This is a genomic window from Priestia sp. FSL W8-0001 (assembly GCF_038050335.1).
Classification (GTDB): domain Bacteria; phylum Bacillota; class Bacilli; order Bacillales; family Bacillaceae_H; genus Priestia; species Priestia flexa.
On record NZ_JBBPAL010000001.1, the window covers coordinates 3,400,301 to 3,420,933 of the forward strand.

Sequence of the window (20,633 nt, forward strand, 5' to 3'; positions counted from 1 at the left end):
ATAGGTCAAGGGGCGAAAAGTCTTTTGTACTTTACGCGGTACCACCCTCATTTGCAGTCACGAAGACTACCTCATGAATGTATAAACATTCGTTTTGATAACGAGTGTGTTGGAATAACACTCGGCCACCCTTACTCAATTCAGGATGACACTCTGAGGTGAGTTCACTTTGATCTGGTAACGTCGGCTTCCAGCAACCCGACTCTCTGTTGATACCAAACTATCAAAATTACTTATCCTCTTCAACGTTTTAATTCATTATTTCATCTCTCTGTTATTCTCAGGTTTCCACTTTCAAATAACAGAGAAAACTAACGTTTTCAACTAATTAAAATTTTTAGAAAACTTATATTTGAGGACTATCTTACGCCCATTTTTATACATAGTCAACCGTTTTTTGAATATTTTTTAGATAATTTAGACTAAACAGAATCTTTGGATACGCTTTCATCGTTGAGACTCTAAGGATGAGATGACTTTAAAAAAGTTTTTCTATCGAGTTCATTTGTACTTCTTAGGAGAACAAAACAAAAAGCCTACTTTTTATCTTAAGATAAAAAGTAGGCTTTTTGTTTTAAGATAAAAAGTAGGCTTTTTGGACGTCCCAGGAGAGATTCGAACTCCCGACCGACGGCTTAGAAGGCCGTTGCTCTATCCTGCTGAGCTACTCTATATATCGCAGTTTTGCTTTAGTCATGTATAACGGTCACTTTTCGAACTTAGACCGTTGTCTTCATTATATAGGAATAAATTAGTAATTTCAATAAATAGTCACTAATCAATTAGATTTTTATAATAAATTTTCACACGGTAAAACAATCTCTATTAAGGGTATTTTCTCATGTTTCACACGGTGCTGTATTTTAACTCTGATTGTGGGAGTAGAAGTGCTATTACACATTTCATAATACCAATATAGGCTATTGGTGATAAGCAACCCCTCTTAGAAATGAAAAAAACACCCTTAGAGAGTGCCTAGAACGTTTCCTATTAAATTACATTACTTAATCCCTTCACGCTCCAACAGCCTATAGATAGTGCCTGTGCCTACTTTAAAAGTTGTACGAATATCATTTATAGACTTCCCTTGTTGATATGCTTCAATTATCGCTTTCATTCGCTGTTCTTCTTTACCACCTTCAATTAATTTCGTTTTACGACCCTTGAATTTACCTTCACTTTTAGCAATCTCTATACCTTCTTTTTGACGTTGCTTAATCATTTTACGTTCAAACTGTGCTAGACCTGAAAATATAGTAAATATAAATTCACTCATGGGGTTATCGTCAGAAAGGTCTAACCACTTATCACTAACAGACCTTAACCCTGCTCCTTTATTCTGGATAATCTCAACAATTGTAAGTAAGTCTTTAGTTGAACGTGATAAACGACTAATTTCATGAATGATTATAGTATCACCTTTATTAAGTTCTTCTAACATTCTTTGCAGTTCTGGACGCTCCATTGAAGCACCACTTAGCTTTTCAATATAAAACTCTTTACACCCTGCTTCTTTCAATGATTTCTTTTGTCGTGCGATGTTTTGACCTTCACTACTTACCCTTATATATCCGATTGTTCTCATTTCGAACCACTCCATTACCGTTATTTATAATTATATTTTACTAACAATTACGGTAATAGTCAAACGGTAATAAATCAGAGCCTTAAAACCCTTGGTATTACTAGCCTTTCTTTTTTACCTGTTCATTACCGTTTGAGTGTAGTCTATCGGTAACGATATAAATAAAGACAGGGGAATTTTCCCCCACTCCTATTACTTTAATTAATATATTTTATGGCTTTTGTTTGTCATCTACATATTTCCAATTAGCAACAAATGTTTTACCTGCAACAATAGTTTTTGTTAAATTATCAATGCTTTTGTGACCGTCAAGTAGAATGAAACAATTTTTGCTCGTTATTTTGAAACACTTTGTTCCCCAAATATGGTAGAACGATGCTTCATACGATAACTATCTTCATTTAAATGAATGATTTCTACTCGGTGAAGAATCCTATCTAGAATTGCTGTTGTTATAGCTTGATCACCCAATAATTCTCCCCATTCTTTTGGTGCCTTATTAGAGGTCAAGATAATGGAAGACTGATTATACAAGTCATTAATTAAATGAAAGAACATATTAGCTTCTTGTTGATCCATTGCCATAAACATTAAGTCATCTATTATGACTAAATCAGCCTCTCTAATTCTTTTCATTCTTGCTTTTGACTTTCGTGTGATTTCTTCTGTTTTCAGGTTATGAATTAAATCTCCCATTGATGTGAATATCGCTTTATACCCTTGGTTAATAGCCTCTATTCCTAGGCCTACGGCCAGGTGAGTTTTACCTACACCTGGTGGCCCTAATAAAATCAAATTGTACAGCTGTTCTATCCAAGTTAAATCTTTTAATCTATTTAGTTGTTTGTTGCTTAAAGACTTTTGTTCTTTTAAATTAAACTCCTCAAGTGTTTTGCTGAAAGGAAAAGTTGCCCACTTTAATCGGTTGTTTAGTTGCTTTTCTTCTCTTCGAGTTTGTTCATAAGAAGTGACATCTAACAGGAATTGAGTAAATGAAAGGTCTTTTTGCTCAGCTTCTCTGATCAAATGGGGGAGATGCTTGGCAGTTTCAACGAGTCTTAACCCTTTCATTATGTCTTGTAATTGTTGGATTTGGCTCATCGCTATTCAACCTCCATTAAAACCGTGTAAGTATCTACTTTTCTTTTGTATGCTTCTGTTTCTAAAACCCATTCTGATAGCCTGTTCAAAGTCTTAACTTCTTTCTTTTTATCAATAACTGTTTCATGTACCTGGCGCTGACGTTTCACATATGCAATGATATCGCCAAAATCAGTTGCACTGTATAATTTCCTTTTTAAACACTCTGCTAACGCTTTAGTCAGTACTTCGTTATCGATACCTTTTGTTTCGCGCAAGATGATTTGCAACTGGTCTTTAATGTAACGAGGATTTTTTTCCCTAACCTTCTCTAAATATTTAAAGGCTAGTTCTTTATCTTCAAATCTCTCAGCCACTGTATGAATGAATGCTCCAACACCTTTTGTACGATCCCTACTATGTTTTTTATCTTTTATTAACATCCCTTTCCCTTCGGGAATTGAATGTTTTGCAATAATTTCGCCAGTATCAGGTATATAAATAACTAATTCTTTAGTCTCCGTTTCCTTGATACATACTTTTTCATATTTGTTATAAGTTCCAAGTGGAAGAGAGTACCGATTAGATTGGTAACGAATAGTATTGTCCTTATGAACACATCTTGCTATACTTATCTCATAGTTATTTTGAATATCTATATTTTGGGAGACTGGTTTTAAGTGTTGCTTTTCCAGGAGGAACACTTCGAATGGTCTCTTTTTTGTTGTATTGTGTATTTTATAGTTACCCGTTCTGTTCAGCCATTCCCATCCTTGCTCATTCCAAGAGTCGATGTTATGAAACACTCTATGTTTGGCATAGTTTTGTTTGATAAATCCAACTACATTTTCTATTCTTCCCTTACTCTCAGGGTCAGCTTTTCTACAAACCCGAAGGTTTATTCCTCTGGATTCTCTATACTGCTGAAATTCTTTAGTTAAAATTAGATCTCCACCATTTTCGCTAACAACAATTAAACTATCTTGGTCATAAACGATCTCATTGGTCATTCCTCCATACCATTTAAACGCGTTCTCATGGGCTTGTATAACATCCCGTGTTGTAAATGGTCTATCCAACCACTCTTTATACTTTTGTCTAGAATGTGATAAGACAAAAGCTATAAAGTTGAGTTTGGCTTCCTTATTATCAACAGTTTTTTGTCTCGTATGACCAAAATCTACTTGCATTTGTTCTCCCATTGGGGGATCAGGAATTGCCTCATACATTCGAGGAGATGTTTCCTTATTTATTTTGTATTCTTCTCTTAATGCTTTTACATATGTTCTTACTGTACTTTCTCCAACAGTTAGATCTTTATATTTCTCTAAAAGCCAATCATAAACTTGTGCTGCTGACATATCCGGATGCATTCTCAACCAAGATAAAATCAGTTCTTTATATGGATCTAATTTTTTCTTTTTATACTGAAGAGAATCAACCCATTCCGCCATCTCCGAAGGAGATCTCTTTAAGTGCCTGTAAACAGTTGTTCGAGAAACCCCTAACTTTTCAGCTATCTTTGTCTGACTAAATCCTTGCTTTAATAATTGCTTTATCTCCATGTACATTTCCCACTTATCCACCTTCGCTAACCTCCACTGCAAGTATGAACTATGATCATTTTACAGTGATAGGTTGATATTTTTTGCTGGTATATTTGGGTAAATAAGCGTTTCATCTTATCAAGCAAAAACTGTACACTTTATTCTAGCAGTCACAGCTTTCCTTGAAAGGACTATCTTCATTCTTTTTTCCAGATTCATATGTATCTCCAAAAGTCGTTACTTCTACTGATTCCCTTTTATCACTACTAAAAACAATTTCCATTTCATATCCCGAATCGTCTTTATCTTTTTCTCGTATTTTAATCGTATTTTTAACTTCATCATGTTCTAAAACCTTGTAAGTATTTTCTTCTTTGCCTTCCTCATCTACAACAATAAAAGTGCCATCACTAAAATAGTATTCTGCACCCGATTCTTCATCTTTCCAATGACCATATAAAGAAGTCTTAACGTTAGACAAGTCTCTTCCTCCACATGCACTTAATACAACAGCCAGTATTACCATCAAAAACAATAATCTTTTCACGATGTTCCCCCTCTTATCACCCTATTTTTTAAATTTTCTAATTCCAATATACCATAATTTACTATTGGAATTTGTAACATTTTAAAAAATATCATACGATAGAACCCTGTCTATAGACAGGGTTTAATTAATATTCATAAAATAATTAACAAACTGTGGGAATGAATCACAGTTTGTTACTTTATAAAAATCTCCTTTTATACATTTAAAAACCCCATCATTTATTATAGAATGGGATTCGACTTTTATGTTTGAAATCTCAAATAGCCTTACAATTCCTTATTTGAGTATATATTTTATGTTCTTATGTTTATAAAGTTATTTGAAAGTTCAATGGTTTATGTTTTGTTAATAGACACTAATATTATTTCTTAAACTTGATTTCCTCATTGTTAAGCCATTGATACAATAAGGTTCTCATTCTTATGCTCGGTATGTATATGTTAATTGGCTCTGCTTTTGATTTTCTTATGGCACTTCTCCATATCCATTGCAACAAGTCGCTAAGTGCTAATAAATCTTCATTTACTTTTACCCCAGCATCCTCAAAAAATTGTTTTTCAAACGGTTTCATATATAAGTTATACGCAAATGCTAAGTTGTGCGTATCTTGATAATCATTTGTTGCTCTTGTTGTCCACGGAATAAACCCCTTTGTATATCCTTTACCTTGAAGCCTATACTTCATTGATTTTTTTGTTGTCCATAGATTATCATTTGATTTTCCACAGCTTCTAAAATATGTATATAAATTTTTCTTTAACCGTTCTATAACTTCATCACTAGCATTTTTTAGCCAAGTAGCAGACAATTCATTTCCTTTTACCTTTCCATCCGTTACATAGTTAATGTTTAATTTTCCTTCATAAATATTTATTAATCTTTTAAAACGGCTTCGCCCCTCATCATACGGATTATGGGCAACTAAACAATAACTTTTACCCATTTTTTCAATGCTCCTATATGTATAACCTATTTTAAATAAATCATAATAATACCTTTGTATTTGCCCATCAAACAAATAAGTGAGTATGTACGTTTCCTCAAATAAATCAAATACCGTTGTTGGAAATGTCCAAAACAGCATTAAACCTCTATGTAAGTAGATATTTCCTTGTTGTGCGTGATATTTAATGTTTGCGTATCGCCCATCAAATACACCATTATAATTATCATCAAGCCAATTAACTTTTCTATCATCCTTTACTTCAATCTTATTTGCATTTAATAATAATTCAATGTCTTGCTTCGTTACCTTTTCCACTTTTTCAATAACATTTGCAACTTCATCTAAAATTAATATGTACCCTGCATCTCTAAGCAACTCAATAACTTCATCATCAAACAAACGAAATAAAGCGTGTGTCGTGACTATACTTTCACCCTTTGCAATTAATTCCTTAAAATGTTTTAGCTTTGTTCCATGTCCAAGCTTCGAATCTGGTTCAACTAGAAATGGGCAATCTATTAAAATGTTATTATGTATTTCGTCTAAATAAGGTGAAACATATAAGAATCTTTTGCTTTTTTGATGACGGTTCATGTACTCCTTCGCCCATGACGTTTTGCCACTCCCCATAATTGAATCAATCACTGTTACTTTTGTCAAATTAAATCATTTCCTTTCATTTTTTATATTTGAATCACCTTTTACATAATTCTACATATTCAAAATGTAAAAAGTGCAAAAACCAATAACAAACCCTTATGTATCAAGGGTTCTAGGCTCTAACCCTTAAAAAAGAATATATAAAGGTGCAAAACAATTACTATGTACTTTTTATCACCATCCTTTGAAAAACTGTCGTTTTCCAAAGCCTAGCCGAAAAAGTACCAAAACGGCTCGAATAAATTTAGGTTTTTCATTTTCTTTTCACTCCCTTACTACTTATTCTTGATGTTTCAACAAAACAAAACACACAAAATAACCCCTAAATAAAATGGGGAAATATTTTGTGTGTTTGGTTTGTTTCTATTAAGGTTTTATGATTTATTTAATTGTTATAAGTTTATGTGTTTTATAGTCACTTGAAACACTGACTACGATAAATATTATACCATAAACAAATAAGGAAGTCTAAAAAACATGCTACATACAACTGAATTAGTATTCTTCAATCAACTTGGACAAGGTTGTAATGACCTTACATATAAGCACGTAGATTATCCACCACTTCATCAACATCTAAATGCAAATATTTTGTTGTTACCGATATATCACTATGCCCTAACGCTTTAGAGATTACAGCAACATTTGCCCCTTTTTCCAATAATGATTTAGCAAACCCTCTTCTCAATGCGTGAGGATTAATGTTTTTTAAGCCGTACATCTTAGAATATTTATTTAGGCGTTTTTGAATGTTATTATGAGTTGGTGAATTTGAAATTACATCACCGTACTTTGTAATAAATATTAATGTATTGTTCTTTCCATATTCCCTTCTAATAACTGCATTCTGTTTTATTAAGACCTCGAATAACTTTTTAAGGAAATCATCAAAAGGTAACTTAATTTGTTGATGGTTTTTCATTATGCTACCATCTAAATTCAACACGTTATTATTAAGGTCTATATGTCGTTCTTCTAGCTGAACCAATGTATTTATTCGAATACCTGTTTTAAACATCACTAGAACAGCTACAGCATCCCTTAAATGTATAAAGTTACCAAAGTCTAACAAGGATAGCAAAACATTAACCTCATGCTCTGTAGCCCCCTCTTTTACCTTCTGGTCAACTTTAATATTAATCATCTTCCAAAACTTTAATTCAATCCATCCATTATCAAAGCAACGTGAAAGAAAAGCCTTTAGACATTTTAAACGTGTTAATTTAGTTTGATTACTAACATTCATGCTATCTAACCATTGGTATATGGTATCAGCAGTAATATCCGATACGCATTTCACCCCTGTAACATTCTGAAAATGTTCAACATGAAGAATATAATCACTAATTGTCCTGCTTCTATTACCACTCACCTTCATTTGCCTTGTAATAACCTCTAAAGCGTTTGTAATTAACTTTGAATCGTTTGATAACAAAGGTTGTTTATCTTTTGCTTTTTGGGTAGGATTGCTTGAAATAGACATTTCTCCAATTAGGTTTTTTACATCAATTTGAACATCTAGTATTCCTTTTCTTTTGGTCACAACAAAAAACCTCCTATAACGTAAGTGATATAAGTCAATAATCGGTGTAATTTCTTGCGTGACCGTTATACTGACCGTTTCACTAAACGATATAAGAGGTTGATTTGACGGGCTTTAGTACCCGATTTCTAGCGTCCCAGGAGAGATTCGAACTCCCGACCGACGGCTTAGAAGGCCGTTGCTCTATCCTGCTGAGCTACTGGGACATATTACTAAATCGTTTCAAAGACATTTTTAATTATATTTAAATATAATTAAAAAGTCAATGTTTTTTTAAAAAATAAATGAGAAGAGAGGAGAAATTTTCTCTTCTCATTTATTTTATTTATTTTTTTAAGCAAGCGTGCACGTCAGCTGCATGCTAGGAATATGCTCACCACTTATATCATAAAACTGAACGGTTGCTTCATTATCTTCAACCTCAAGTATAGCATACGTGCGCTCTTTTCTCATACGCGGCAGTAAAATACTTCCGGGATTAATAAACAATACGCCGTCCATTACTTCTGCCCCTGCAACGTGAGAGTGACCGAAGCATGCGACATTTGCCCCTACTTCCCTTGCCTTGTAGTGAAGATTCATCATTGACATTTTGACGTTATATAAATGACCGTGTGTTACCAAACATGTAGCTTCTCCCACTTTTTCAACGCGATCGTTGACATAGGATGCATCGTAATCACAATTTCCACGAACGCTTAAAAAGTTCGCCATTTCTTTACTATTTTGCAAAAGTTCTGAGTCACCACAGTGTATCATTTTATCTACATCTGCATGTCTCTCCTTAATTACGATTAACTCATCTTGTAATCCGTGGCTATCGCTTACAATCAATAGTTTCACACGTCATCACTCCTTTAAAATTGGGCATCAATCAGTGGTTCAAGCTTTTTTAGTGCGTTTGCTCGGTGGCTAATTGTGTTCTTTTCTTCTTTCGTCAATTCCGCCATTGCACGCTTCCACCGTTCGATATAGAAGATTGGATCATAGCCAAAGCCATTTTCTCCTCTTTTCTCTTCCAAGATATATCCTTCACACGTTCCGTCTACTGTAATCGTGTCTTTTCCTGGTACAGAAAGAGCCAGCGTACAATGAAACCTTGCAGTTCGCTCAGCAAACGGCACACCGCTCAACTTTTCTAGTACCTTCTCTATATTAGCATTATCATCCTTTTGTTCGCCAGCATATCGCGCTGAATACACGCCCGGTTCCCCATTTAACGCATCAATAGATAAACCAGAATCATCCGCTATAACGGCAGTATGTAATGTATGTGAGATTGCTTCAGCTTTTAAAATGGCGTTTTCAGCAAAAGTTGTTCCCGTTTCTTCAACATCAGCAATCTCAGGAAAATCTAGCAACGACTTAACTTCAATGCCTTTAGAAGAAAAAAGTGTTTTAAAATCTTTTACTTTCCCTGCATTCTTTGTTGCAATAATGACTTCTCGAACCATCTTAATCTCCTCCACATCTAATGTTAACAGCTTTGCTTAGAGCGATTGAAGCACTTGTTTTTGCGCTTCAATAAGATGCTTAATTCCGCTTTCCCCCAACGAAATTAATTCATCAAGCTCTTGTTTAGAAAACGTTGCTTCTTCACCTGTTCCCTGCAGCTCAACAAATTTACCTTGCCCTGTCATAATAATGTTCATATCAACTTCTGCAGTTGAGTCTTCTTCGTAATTCAAATCTAGAATCGCACCATGTTCACGGTGCATTCCAACAGACGTAGCGGCTAAATAATCTGTAATTGGCATTTCCTTCATTCTTTCTTCTTTAAGCAGCTTTTCAAAAGCAAGCGTCATTGCGACAAACGCTCCGGTAATGGATGCTGTACGCGTTCCCCCATCAGCTTGAATAACATCACAATCAATCCAGATTGTTTTTTCGCCAACTTTATCTAAATCTACAACCGCGCGGAGAGCACGCCCAATTAAACGCTGAATTTCCATTGTACGCCCCGTCACTTTTCCTTTAGTAGATTCACGGATATTTCGCTGTTGCGTTGCTCTCGGAAGCATAGAATATTCAGCTGTAATCCAACCTTTTCCTTGACCACGCATAAAAGGCGGTACTCGATCATCAATGCTTGCTGTACAAATTACTTTTGTATCTCCTACAGATATTAATACAGAACCTTCAGGATGCTTTAAGTAGTCCGTTTTAATCGTAACCGGACGCATTTCCTTTTGATTTCGACCATCATTGCGCATATATTCTCCTCCTTAAATATAGTTTTTTATATGTATCATTTCGTATGAACGCTGTAAAGCACAACACCTTTCATTATATACCTATATCATTAACAAGCATACCTATCGAATAAGAAAAGAGTTTGGGACATAACAAAATGATTGCTTCTAAAAGACGAACACTATAGCTGTTCCCATCTCTTTGATTTGTCTCAACTCGTTCGTTCCATTGCGCTGCGGGATCTCCGTTTTCCCTCTCTTTCCCGCAGGAGTCGAGTGTCCTACGCTCCATTCCGCCCTGTTTCCAACATTGTTTTCACAATCAACCAAAAAACCTGAACGATTAAAAGTGATGAACTCTCAATCGTTCAGGTATAGTAAGGACTGAACTACTTACGTCTCAGTCTCCTTCTTATGTTTATCATCAATATAGTGAAAAACCTTTTTAGAAACTTTTTGTATTCACATTTTTCGGTCGAGACACCGGTTCAGTTAATTTTTTCCCTTCTTCATTCGTTAACGTCTTCTTACCGTCTACTTTAATCGCAACGCTTTCAACACCTGTTTGCTCTGTCAATGAAAGGACAAGTGAATCTAGTACTTGTTGAGATACTTTGCTTCCTTTCAGATTACCAAAAATATTTTCATTGAACGTTAACGTTAGCTCACCGTCCGCGTATTTCGGCTTAGATACAAGCTGCGCATCTGGATTAAAGTCTGTAACAAGCCCTGAAGAAGCAGATGGGCCTTCCACTAATTCATTAACAATAGCTGTATACATATCGCTTTCATTCACCTTGATTCGTTTCGTAACAGGAACGTAGTACGTGTGCTTCCCGTTTTGAGCTAAATAATAAACCGTAGCCGGCTTTGTTTGAGTAATATTCACAACACCTGAATTGTCAAAGTTAATACCATCCGCTCTGCTTAATCCTTCGCTAATCGGCGTGTTATTAACTGGCATCGTATCTTTATCATAGCCATTAATACGAAGCTTAACTTTTTCTACCCCGTCAAACTGAGTAAGTGTCCAGGTAATTGCTTGTAAAATACGAAGTTCATCTTCTTTTTTATAATTGGCAAACTCAGGTGAAAAATCAGCAATCATCGTTCCGTCTTTTTCTAATTTCGTTCCTAACACGCGAGTATCCGCTGGTAACACCGCTCGGAAACCATCTGGCAAGAGATTTGAAACTTCTCCACCTTCAATTAAATACTCAAGCGATTGTTTCGCAACACCTTTTTCATTCGGCATAGTTAATGTTTGAGGCACAACGTAGCCGTTTTTATCAATCAAATAAACTTCTGTTTTATTTTCAGCTTTAGACTTTGCTGCTTCTTTCTTCTGATTGCTTCCTTCTTTTGCTACTTTACCTTCAGTTTCCAATGCTTTTTCATCTTTAACGTAGGTGACATCTTTTGGTGGATCAATTTCTGCCGTTTTTTCACCGCCAAACATCCCACATCCCGATAATAGTACCGATGTAGCTACCACTGCTGACACCATGATAAGATTTGTCTTTTTAGACATTTCTTCCCCTCCTCAGACGGTTTGTACTATTATGTATACGAGCCTTTTTTTATTTTAGACCGAAGGAATTTATTTTTTCATACGAAAGGAGCAGCGACCTCTCACTGCTCCTTTTGTGTAGATTATAAAACAATATGATTTACGTTATACACCGGATGCTCAAACCACTTCGATGCAATAGATTGAAAAAGTTCAACTGATCCTGTTGTGAAGAATTGATGCTCAGGTAATTCACCGTTTGATGCTAGTAAATTACTATAAGATAAGATAGCGCTCACCTCAATAGCTGTCTCTTCACCAGAGCTTATCAGCTGGACACCACTTCCAATTACCTGTTGAATAACGGGTCGTAACAGCGGGTAGTGAGTACATCCCAAAATCAACGTATCAATATCCGTGTTAGTCAACGGCTTTAGCGTTTCCTTTACAATCTGTAAAGCTTCGTCACTTTCATAATTACCGCTCTCGACTAACGGTACAAATAGTGGACAGGCTAGATTATCTACTTCTACTCGATTATGCAAAGCTTTAAGAGCATGTGTATACGCCTGACTCTTGACCGTACCGTTTGTCCCTATGACACCTATTTTGTGATTTTTCGTCACTTTAAGCGCTGCACGAGAACCAGGTTGAATGACTCCAAGTACAGGAATATCTAACTGCTGCTGAATCTCCTCAAGTACAACAGCCGTCGCTGTATTACAGGCAATGACGAGCATCTTTATATTACGCTCTACTAAATAGTTCGTCATCTCCCAAGTAAAAGCTTTCACTTCTTCACTGGGTCGGGGCCCGTATGGACAGCGAGCTGTGTCTCCGATATACATAATCTGTTCTTTCGGAAGCTGTCTCATAATCTCTTTCGCAACGGTTAATCCACCTACACCTGAATCAATAACACCTATTGGTCTACTCACAAAAATCGCCTCATTTTTCTTTCATTTCATCATGTAATCTCTTTAATTTACCTTGAAGATCTTTTATTTCCTCTTCTGAGAAGTCACTTAGTACACCTTCTAGATAACCTCTTCTTTTATAAATTACTTCTTCAATAATCCGCTCTCCTTCTGGAAGCAGATGGATACGAACAACTCGTCTATCTTTTGGATCTTTTACTCTCATCACCAATTTGTTCTTTTCCATACGATCTACTAAATCAGTTGTGGTACTGCAGGCTAAATAAATTCGATTAGACAAATCACCGATTGTCATATCACCACGCTCAAACAACCACTGCAATGCAATAAATTGGGGCGGAGTAATCGAATACTGCCCCAAAATTTCTCTACCTTTTTGTTTAATGATTGCTTCAATATGCCGAAGCGACCTTTCCAACTCTGCTACCATGCTTTCATCTTGATCTCGCAATCATATACCACCTTTCTAACTTTCTAAGGAATTCACCTTATTTCTATTTTTATTTAAACGCATAGCGCCCTACGTACCTTCGTAACTATCATGTTTATTGTCCTCTTTTTCACGCTCTTTTTCAAGCTAGAACTTAAACAGCTGCCTAAAATCTAACCCTTCGTTTAGATAACTAAAAAAAGAAGCTCAGGAATTGAGCTTCTTTAAAAGAATAGATCTAAGATGAAATACGCAATTGCTGCTAACGTAGCGGAGATTGGCAACGTAATAACCCATGTAATTAACATACGCTGTGCCGTCCCCCATTTAACACCTTTAATACGATGAGCTGAACCAACACCAAGAATTGATGATGAAATAACATGCGTCGTACTAACTGGTAGGTGAATAAACGTCGCTCCAAAAATAATCGCAGCACCTGTTAAGTCTGCCGCTACACCGTTAACCGGACGAATTTTCATAATCTTACCACCAACTGTTTTGATGATTTTCCAACCACCAACTGATGTTCCAATTCCCATTGCTAATGCACAAGAGAGCTGTACCCACCACTGAATATCAGTTGAGCTCTGCATATTGTTTGCAATTAAGGCCATTGTAATAATCCCCATTGCCTTTTGAGCATCGTTCGTTCCGTGAGTGTAAGATTGTAATGCCGCTGTTAAGATTTGAACATGACGAAACTGCTTGTTAGTCTTAGATAAATTACTATTATGTTTAAAGACTAGCTTTATGATGGTATATACAATATAACCAACAACAAAAGCAAGGATTGGTGAGATGATAAGAGCTTGAATAATTTTGATAAAACCGCCATAGTTTAATGCACCAAATCCCGCTGCTGCAATGGCAGCTCCCGCAATTGCACCGATGATAGCATGTGACGAACTACTTGGTATTCCGTAATACCATGTAATTAAATTCCATGCAATTGCAGCGATTAACGCAGCTAGTATTACAACTGATCCATTTTGAAGTGTAAATGGATCAACGATATCTTTTGTAATTGTTTTTGCAACTCCTGTAAAAGTCATTGCTCCTATAAAATTCATTGTTGCCGCCATAATAATTGCATGTCTAGGCTTTAACGCTTTGGTTGAAACAGACGTAGCAATTGCATTTGCTGTATCATGAAAGCCATTGATAAAATCAAAGGCAAGCGCTCCAACGACAACAAGGATAGTTAAAAGTAACAGTGAATCCAATTTTATTGCCCCTTTACGCGTTCTTCATGATAACTGTCTCTAAATTATTAGCAACAGTTTGACAGTAATCTGCCACCTCTTCTAATATTTCATAAATTTCTTTATACTGGATTACTTGAATTGGATCTTTACATGTAGAAAATAATTGCTTCAACGCTCTTCTATATAAAATATCGCATTGCGACTCATATTCTTTAATTTTAATTGCATGTGCACTGATTTGAGATAATTTCTTTTCAGATAAAAGATTAATTGTTAGTAAAATTTCAGCTGCACAACTTTGAATATTCTTCACAAATTCTTTTACATACTCATCAAATTTTGCAATTGAGTAAATTTCCAGCATAGCTGCAAAGTTATCAATACCGTCTAATACGTCATCTAGACTCATCGCTAATTGTAAAATATCCTCACGTTCAATCGGTGTGATAAATGCTTTATTCAGTTCTGTAATTACTGTATGAACATATTGGTCACCTTTTGATTCGTATGCTTTTAATACATTAGCGAATTCTTTTAAATCTGATACATTGTTTAATTCAAAGTTGCCTAAAAAGTCAGCTGAGTCTTTTAGGTTTTGAGCAATATCAAGCAACATTTCAGAAAATTTGTCTTTTTTCCTTTTAATCACGGTAAAGCCTCCATCCAATTTATTAACCTTTATAAGGACTCGTTATGTATTTTTTCAGTCCCTATTTTAATTAAGCTTTCATCGTAGATTATATCTCTTTACATCGTTCGACAAAAACTTAGCTTTTTCACTGAATTTTTTAATACCAAAACAAAAATTACTCCTATTATGAACGAATGTCAATATGTTTTCAGACGAATTGTAAAGACCCCACTTTACAATCTTATTTTCTTATTATATAAACCCTTGTTGTATCAAGGGATACCAAACCGTTGGATAATATTGGGGTTTACAAACTTTTAACATTTTTATTTATTCTGAAAATTAAATCGAAACAAAGAAGAAGGGGAATACTTAAATTCTCCCCCTCTTTTTTCTTATTTAATTGTTATTTTTGGCTAAATATATTTTTTACCTTTGGCGTAACATCATGACTACCTTTTTTTACATCCTCAACCATCATAGCTACTAGTAAATGTGGTGACTCAGTATCTACCGCTACAAACCAACCATTTTCTTTTCCTTTCTCACCTTGAGAAAGTTTCAATTCTGCTGTACCAGTTTTTCCAGCAAGCGTTAAATTACTTATTTTCGCTTCTTTCGCTGTCCCATTAGGATCTTCAATAACGCCAATTAAGCTTTCTTTGATCTTTAAAGCTGCTTCACTACTCATTACGTCCTCTTTCCAAAACTCAGGCTCTGTTTCCTCATTCATAACAAGCTTTGGTTTAATCATATTCCCATCGTTTACAATAGACGAATATACAGATGCTAGATGAAGAGGACTAATCTGCACTTCTCCTTGTCCATATGCTGAATTTGCTAAGAGAAGTTCAGAGTCTATAGAATTGCTTTGTGAAATTTTAGACGTTTGAAACGGAAACTCGATTGGTAACTTTTCGTTAAAACCAAACTTCTTGCTACCTTGCTCAAACGCTTTTACTCCTAATTCCGTTATTGCTTGGGCAAAATAAATATTATCTGATGTGACAAGCGCATCTCGAAAATTGACGTTAGGTTGATTGCCTACACGCGTGACATAAAAATCGCCCCAACTGCTATCTTTTTGCCATTTATCACCGATTGTTCTCTTTTCATTCAAATCAAACTTCTCACTGTCAGCAATCAATGCTGCCGATAGTAATTTAAATGTAGAGCCAGGTGAATATGTTTTGTTAAAACGGTTCAGTAACGGCTTAGCTGCGTCGTTAGACAGTTTACTGTACTCTGTAGATGTAATTCCTAAAGAAAAATGGTTTGGATTAAAAGAAGGTGCACTAACCATTCCTAATACATCTCCTGTTGTAGGATGAATCGCAACCCCGAGCCCCTTTTCATCTTTTACTTGTTCATATAGCTTTTTCTGCATTGCTACATCTACTGTCAGCTGCACATTTTTTCCGTTTTCGGCTTCCTTACTCGCAATTTCTTTCTTTACGTTACCATCAGAACCCACAATCGAAATTACTGCTCCATCTTTGGCACGCAGCGTCTCTTCGTATTGAGCTTCTATACCAATTAAACCAGCGCTAGACTGGGAGTTGTATCCTTCACCCTTATGTTGTTTCAAAAACTCTGCCGTCACAGGGGCTACATAACCTACTAAGTGTGCACACGCTTCAGCACATGGATAAACACGTGCAGGTACATTATTAATTTGAACTCCTTCAATGCCTAGAAGCTGCTCTTCTCCTTTTAAAGCTTCATCTTCTGTCATTGTTTTGATTGGCACAAACTGATCTTCTTTTACCCATGAAGCATTAAGCGCCTTATCTATTTCTTCAGTGGATATATTTAAAAGCTTGCTTAAGCTCTCTTTATTCTCATCCATCTTCGCCTTGAATTTTACTGGTACAATGCCTACTTGAGAAGCATTTCCATTCTGAGCTAAATAACTTCCAGAACGATCGGTAATCTCTCCTCGTTCAGCTCGCAATGTTTTAACGCTTACTTCATCTCCGTCCGTCATTCCCTCAAAAATCATGCTGGGTTTCCAAGATACGCTCCACTTGTTTTTATCATCAACTTTTTCTTCAACCCATAGCGCGTTTTCTTTAAAAGAAACTTTCCCAGCTGCCGTGTCCATACTTACTTCAAACGGTAAAGAAATTTCATTATTTTCTGGCTTTCCCTCAGATTTTATGGCCTTTACTTTTAATTTCTTTACCTCAGCTCCGCCATAAATATTTTGATATCTAGCTACAAACTCATCTTTTGTCACATCTTTTTTAGCTTCTTGAGATAGATAAGAATACATGTCTTCAAACTTTTGATCATTCCAAAGCTTCACATATTGTTCAAAGCGATCGCTCGCTGCTTCTTCATTTGAACAGCCCGCTATAATCATGATTAACATCATCAAACAAAACAAGCTCAATTTTTTCATCTATTCATCCCCTTTAATTGTACTTTTTTCCTGCAATATTAAATTTTACATATATATTCCCAATTTAAGCAACTCTTTTCGTCCATTTGTTATACATCATACACATATGATTGTTTTCGACAAAAAATCAAGATATTTTGCGAATTTTTTTTGAACAATTTGTGAATATTTTGTGTCTATTTTGTTAATCATTTGATATAATAAGTGTAAGAAGTTGTAAACAGGAGGCGATTAAAGTGAAAAAGTTCTTACAGTTTTACTTTTTATTTAGTTCTCTGTTCTGTTTTGGAAGCGTTTTCGTTTTATTTCTCGTAAAAGAATATTATTTCGCACCTTTGTTCTTAACATTAGGATGCTTAAATATCTTCTTATTCAAAGTCTATATCCAGCAAACTAAAAAAGTCGATCAAGCTGTTCCTACTAAACCAAAACCAACAACCTAAAAAGCCGCTCTTTATGAGTCGGCTTTTTTAAAATTTTTATTTTGACTTCCTTTATGATAAACAGACGAGATCTTGCTTCTTTAGAGAACTCCTTCATTTTATTATCCTATTAACACAAAAAACTCTCACCTAAAATGGGTAGAAGCTTTCCGTTCAGCAATTCGCTGGTCCTCAAAATACCAAGCCATCCATTTCATTATCTTGAAATATATCAAATTATTCCGATTTGCCAACTATGATTAATGAGATTTTTCAACCTTTTTCCATTTAAAAATCTTGTTTAACATTCCATAAATCATCTTCGACTCTTTCGTTAATAATGGTCCGAGAATGGCTAGAATGAGTACATATAAAGCTGCGAATGGTTGTAAAATTGAAGCCAGTCCACCCGCTATTCCAATATTAGCCATAATAATTGAGAATTCCCCACGTGAAACAATCGTTAACCCAATATTCGTTGATGCTTTATGAGATAATCCGCTTTTACGACCAGCTATCATACCGGATGTGAAGTTTCCGATGATGGTTAAGATAACCGCACCGATTGCTAACCATGCTGCATCTAATAGCGTTAAAGGATCAATGCTTAATCCAAAGCTAAAGAAGAAAATCGCTCCAAAGAAATCTCTAAATGGAATGACTAAGTGCTCAATGCGATCGCGATGCTCCGTTTCTGAAAACACTAGGCCTAACAGCAATGCTCCGATTGCTTCTGCAACGTGAATTGTTTCTGAGAATCCAGCAACAAAAAACAGTGTTGCAAACACAACAATAATAAAAATTTCATTTGAAGAAATGTTTAACAATTTGTTGAGTAGAGGCGTTGCTTTGCGAGCAATGATAAAGAACAACAACATATAACCAAACGCAATTAAAACCGATACGACAGAGCTCCAGATGGACGTGTGGTCACCAAGTACAAGCCCTGATACGACGGATAAATAGACTGCTAAGAAAATATCCTCAAACATAATAATTCCTAGAATAAGTTCAGTTTCAGGGTTAGCCGTTCGCTTTAAGTCAACCAGAACTTTAGCAACAATTGCGCTTGAAGAAATCGTAATAATACCAGCCATAATGAGTACTTCTAAAAGAGGATAACCTGTCAAGTACCCATACAACAAACCAAGACTAAAGTTAATTAAGATATAAATGGAACCACCAACAGCGATAGAACGCCCCGATTTAATTAACTTTCCGACTGAAAATTCCAAGCCCAAGTAGAAGAGAAGGAATAGCACCCCAATTCTGCCCATAAAAGAGATAATTTCTTCACTTTCAATAAACTTAAAGCTTAGGGCTCCAAATTCCGGAGCATGTGGTCCTACTGCCATTCCTAATAAGATTAAAAATGGAATAATAGTAAATTTTAATTTATTTGCCAAAACAGCAGCCACTGCCACCAATACTAGCGCTGTTCCAACTTCAAAAACTAAATGATCCATAGATTAAGCGCTACCTCCTTTTGAAAGAAGCTCTGTAATTAACCGTTTCAAGTTGCCTCTCTCACCAGAAATAACGAGCGTGTCTCCTTCTTCAATAACAGTATCTGGACCAGGACTAGAAAGCTTTGTTTTGGGTCCTTTCATAATGGCGATGATTGTTACATCATAATTACTACGAACGTCTATATCGCCGATAGTTTTATTATGAGCTTTGGCGCCCGATTCAACTTTATACCATTCGATGATGAGGTCATTAAAAGCCACTTCGATTGTTTCCATTGCCTTTGGCTTATAAATCATGCCTCCTAAAATGGCAGCCAACTGTCTGGCTTCTGTATCGTTAAGCGTAATATCAAAAGCACTTTCTTCCAAGTCTCTTTTATCAAAATAATATACTTCACGACGACCGTCATCATGAAGAATAATAACAATACGATTTCCTTCCTGTGTATCAATTTCAAATTTTCTGCCGATACCTGGAAGCTCAGATTCTCTAATAACCATGCATGAACAACTCCTATAACATAACGATTTTTTGATAGTTACTCATCTTAATTTCGTGTAAATCTAACAAAGTGTATATGGGAAATTACAGTTTTATAGGGTAACGTTTAATACATAAAAGTTTGCACAGCAAATAACCTTATTAAACGTTAATTTTTTATAAGGTAAACGTAGGATTTTAATTGTTGAATAGTTAGAGGTAATTTGTTTGAAATTGTTTTGCATAAATAAAGGGTTGTCGGAGAGCAAATAACTCTTTTTGACTTTCATATATTAGAGGTTGTTCAACTTGTGTTACTGACAAAACAGGTGCGTATCCCGTTTCGAACGATATATTAAAATGCTTGGTAACGAGCTTTACGCCAGTTGAATGCTGTACACTTTCTGTAGGATGATTTAATGCTACAGTATCAACAATGGCATGTTGTTGTGTACCATCGTTTAATGAAACTGGCAAATTACCTAAAGGTAAAGCAAGCAGCATGAAAAACATAATTAAAAACCAAACTCTTCTCATATTTGCACCTCCTTTTATCTAAAGTAGAGAAAATCTCTCTCACTTTTTATTATACGGAGAATGCGTTTTGTATTCAAGCGATAAGTTTCATTTATGTATATTTTTATTTATTTTAATTTTTTCTAATGATACATTCTAAACACTAACAAAAAGCGGGTTCCCAACAGGGATACCCCGCTCATGTTATAATTCAAGTTCCCCCATACGAAGGAGTTCGACAACTGCTTGAGAACGCCCCTTAACTCCAAGCTTTTGCATCGCATTTGAAATGTGATTGCGCACTGTTTTTTCGCTAATGAATAGTTCACTCGCGATTTCTTTTGTTGTTTTGTCTTGTACTAGAAGCTCAAATACTTCTCTTTCACGCTTTGTCAGCAGTGGTTTAGGTTGAAACTCTTTTTCTTTCAATGTAACCCTCCTTGCCTGATCCTGAGTTGAACTATCGGATGGGTGTAAATTTAGTCACCATATCTTATGTAGGAAGCAATAAATGGGTTACT

20 protein-coding genes, 2 tRNA genes and 1 other annotated feature are annotated in these 20,633 nt (G+C 35.5%); of the genes, 1 reads left to right on the forward strand and 21 read right to left on the reverse strand.

Translation table 11 applies throughout. The features are described from left to right. Window positions 1-5 precede the first annotated feature (5 nt). Window positions 6-255 (reverse strand) — a binding site (T-box leader). 341 nt (window positions 256-596) lie between these two features. From MKZ18_RS17950 to MKZ18_RS18030, 17 genes are all read right to left on the reverse strand, one after another. Then, a tRNA-Arg gene (locus MKZ18_RS17950) sits at window positions 597-669 on the reverse strand. 331 nt (window positions 670-1,000) lie between these two features. Beyond that, window positions 1,001-1,585, reverse strand: coding sequence for a recombinase family protein (locus MKZ18_RS17955; protein WP_253347715.1), 585 nt, complete (start codon window positions 1,583-1,585; stop codon window positions 1,001-1,003). 336 nt (window positions 1,586-1,921) lie between these two features. After that, window positions 1,922-2,686, reverse strand: coding sequence for an IS21-like element helper ATPase IstB (gene istB, locus MKZ18_RS17960; protein ID WP_025909801.1), 765 nt, complete (start codon window positions 2,684-2,686; stop codon window positions 1,922-1,924). Window positions 2,687-2,688: 2 nt separating this feature from the next. Next, window positions 2,689-4,251, reverse strand: coding sequence for an IS21 family transposase (istA, locus tag MKZ18_RS17965; RefSeq protein ID WP_144594440.1), 1,563 nt, complete (start codon window positions 4,249-4,251; stop codon window positions 2,689-2,691). A gap of 124 nt (window positions 4,252-4,375) precedes the next feature. Then, window positions 4,376-4,759 (reverse strand): hypothetical protein, encoded by a 384-nt coding sequence (locus tag MKZ18_RS17970; RefSeq protein WP_341344585.1) that lies wholly within the window; start codon window positions 4,757-4,759, stop codon window positions 4,376-4,378. 364 nt (window positions 4,760-5,123) lie between these two features. After that, window positions 5,124-6,368 (reverse strand): DEAD/DEAH box helicase family protein, encoded by a 1,245-nt coding sequence (locus tag MKZ18_RS17975; RefSeq protein WP_341344586.1) that lies wholly within the window; start codon window positions 6,366-6,368, stop codon window positions 5,124-5,126. 535 nt (window positions 6,369-6,903) lie between these two features. Continuing rightward, window positions 6,904-7,911 (reverse strand): tyrosine-type recombinase/integrase, encoded by a 1,008-nt coding sequence (locus tag MKZ18_RS17980; protein ID WP_341344587.1) that lies wholly within the window; start codon window positions 7,909-7,911, stop codon window positions 6,904-6,906. Window positions 7,912-8,043: 132 nt separating this feature from the next. Beyond that, window positions 8,044-8,117 (reverse strand) — tRNA-Arg (locus tag MKZ18_RS17985). A 127-nt stretch (window positions 8,118-8,244) separates the two neighbouring features. Then, window positions 8,245-8,754, reverse strand: coding sequence for a metallophosphoesterase family protein (locus MKZ18_RS17990; RefSeq protein ID WP_061785003.1), 510 nt, complete (start codon window positions 8,752-8,754; stop codon window positions 8,245-8,247). Between the two features lie 14 nt (window positions 8,755-8,768). Beyond that, complete coding sequence (locus tag MKZ18_RS17995) at window positions 8,769-9,365, reverse strand: XTP/dITP diphosphatase (protein WP_061785002.1); 597 nt, start codon at window positions 9,363-9,365, stop codon at window positions 8,769-8,771. A gap of 36 nt (window positions 9,366-9,401) precedes the next feature. Next, window positions 9,402-10,124, reverse strand: coding sequence for a ribonuclease PH (rph, locus tag MKZ18_RS18000; RefSeq protein WP_035320239.1), 723 nt, complete (start codon window positions 10,122-10,124; stop codon window positions 9,402-9,404). 424 nt (window positions 10,125-10,548) lie between these two features. Continuing rightward, on the reverse strand, window positions 10,549-11,634 hold the full coding sequence (locus MKZ18_RS18005) for a GerMN domain-containing protein (protein WP_061785399.1): 1,086 nt from the start codon (window positions 11,632-11,634) through the stop codon (window positions 10,549-10,551). A 122-nt stretch (window positions 11,635-11,756) separates the two neighbouring features. Next, complete coding sequence (gene racE / locus MKZ18_RS18010; RefSeq protein ID WP_061785400.1) at window positions 11,757-12,551, reverse strand: glutamate racemase; 795 nt, start codon at window positions 12,549-12,551, stop codon at window positions 11,757-11,759. A gap of 10 nt (window positions 12,552-12,561) precedes the next feature. Next, window positions 12,562-12,981, reverse strand: a complete 420-nt coding sequence (locus tag MKZ18_RS18015; RefSeq protein ID WP_035319955.1) for a MarR family winged helix-turn-helix transcriptional regulator — start codon at window positions 12,979-12,981, stop codon at window positions 12,562-12,564. 224 nt (window positions 12,982-13,205) lie between these two features. After that, window positions 13,206-14,207, reverse strand: coding sequence for an inorganic phosphate transporter (locus MKZ18_RS18020; protein ID WP_025907857.1), 1,002 nt, complete (start codon window positions 14,205-14,207; stop codon window positions 13,206-13,208). Window positions 14,208-14,220: 13 nt separating this feature from the next. Continuing rightward, a complete protein-coding gene (locus MKZ18_RS18025; RefSeq protein WP_025907856.1) occupies window positions 14,221-14,838 on the reverse strand; it encodes a DUF47 domain-containing protein in 618 nt (205 codons plus the stop codon). A 388-nt stretch (window positions 14,839-15,226) separates the two neighbouring features. Further along, on the reverse strand, window positions 15,227-17,224 hold the full coding sequence (locus tag MKZ18_RS18030) for a penicillin-binding transpeptidase domain-containing protein (protein ID WP_061785401.1): 1,998 nt from the start codon (window positions 17,222-17,224) through the stop codon (window positions 15,227-15,229). Between the two features lie 236 nt (window positions 17,225-17,460). On the opposite strand from MKZ18_RS18030, the gene MKZ18_RS18035 reads away from it, so the two are divergent. Then, window positions 17,461-17,667, forward strand: coding sequence for a hypothetical protein (locus MKZ18_RS18035; protein ID WP_061785402.1), 207 nt, complete (start codon window positions 17,461-17,463; stop codon window positions 17,665-17,667). 239 nt (window positions 17,668-17,906) lie between these two features. Here MKZ18_RS18035 and MKZ18_RS18040 read toward each other — a convergent pair whose 3' ends face one another. The 4 genes from MKZ18_RS18040 to gerE all read right to left on the reverse strand — a co-directional run bounded on the left by MKZ18_RS18040 (window position 17,907) and on the right by gerE (window position 20,541). Continuing rightward, window positions 17,907-19,112, reverse strand: a complete 1,206-nt coding sequence (locus MKZ18_RS18040) for a cation:proton antiporter (RefSeq protein WP_061785403.1) — start codon at window positions 19,110-19,112, stop codon at window positions 17,907-17,909. A gap of 3 nt (window positions 19,113-19,115) precedes the next feature. Then, complete coding sequence (locus MKZ18_RS18045) at window positions 19,116-19,616, reverse strand: cation:proton antiporter regulatory subunit (RefSeq protein ID WP_076512646.1); 501 nt, start codon at window positions 19,614-19,616, stop codon at window positions 19,116-19,118. Between the two features lie 193 nt (window positions 19,617-19,809). Beyond that, window positions 19,810-20,133, reverse strand: coding sequence for a hypothetical protein (locus MKZ18_RS18050; RefSeq protein WP_138116566.1), 324 nt, complete (start codon window positions 20,131-20,133; stop codon window positions 19,810-19,812). Between the two features lie 183 nt (window positions 20,134-20,316). Continuing rightward, window positions 20,317-20,541: a spore germination transcription factor GerE gene (gene gerE / locus MKZ18_RS18055; RefSeq protein WP_013059396.1), complete on the reverse strand. Its 225-nt coding sequence runs from the start codon at window positions 20,539-20,541 to the stop codon at window positions 20,317-20,319. Window positions 20,542-20,633 lie beyond the last annotated feature (92 nt).

Excerpts from the sequence above, each read along its gene's own strand:
- istB (WP_025909801.1), bottom strand. The coding sequence starts at position 2,686 with ATGAGCCAAATCCAACAATTACAAGACATAATGAAAGGGTTAAGACTC.
- MKZ18_RS18015 (WP_035319955.1), bottom strand. The coding sequence starts at position 12,981 with ATGGTAGCAGAGTTGGAAAGGTCGCTTCGGCATATTGAAGCAATCATT.
- MKZ18_RS18050 (WP_138116566.1), bottom strand. The coding sequence starts at position 20,133 with ATGAGAAGAGTTTGGTTTTTAATTATGTTTTTCATGCTGCTTGCTTTA.
- rph (WP_035320239.1), bottom strand. The coding sequence starts at position 10,124 with ATGCGCAATGATGGTCGAAATCAAAAGGAAATGCGTCCGGTTACGATT.
- MKZ18_RS18040 (WP_061785403.1), bottom strand. The coding sequence starts at position 19,112 with ATGGATCATTTAGTTTTTGAAGTTGGAACAGCGCTAGTATTGGTGGCA.
- MKZ18_RS18005 (WP_061785399.1), bottom strand. The coding sequence starts at position 11,634 with ATGTCTAAAAAGACAAATCTTATCATGGTGTCAGCAGTGGTAGCTACA.
- MKZ18_RS17995 (WP_061785002.1), bottom strand. The coding sequence starts at position 9,365 with ATGGTTCGAGAAGTCATTATTGCAACAAAGAATGCAGGGAAAGTAAAA.
- MKZ18_RS18045 (WP_076512646.1), bottom strand. The coding sequence starts at position 19,616 with ATGGTTATTAGAGAATCTGAGCTTCCAGGTATCGGCAGAAAATTTGAA.
- MKZ18_RS18030 (WP_061785401.1), bottom strand. The coding sequence starts at position 17,224 with ATGAAAAAATTGAGCTTGTTTTGTTTGATGATGTTAATCATGATTATA.
- MKZ18_RS17955 (WP_253347715.1), bottom strand. The coding sequence starts at position 1,585 with ATGAGAACAATCGGATATATAAGGGTAAGTAGTGAAGGTCAAAACATC.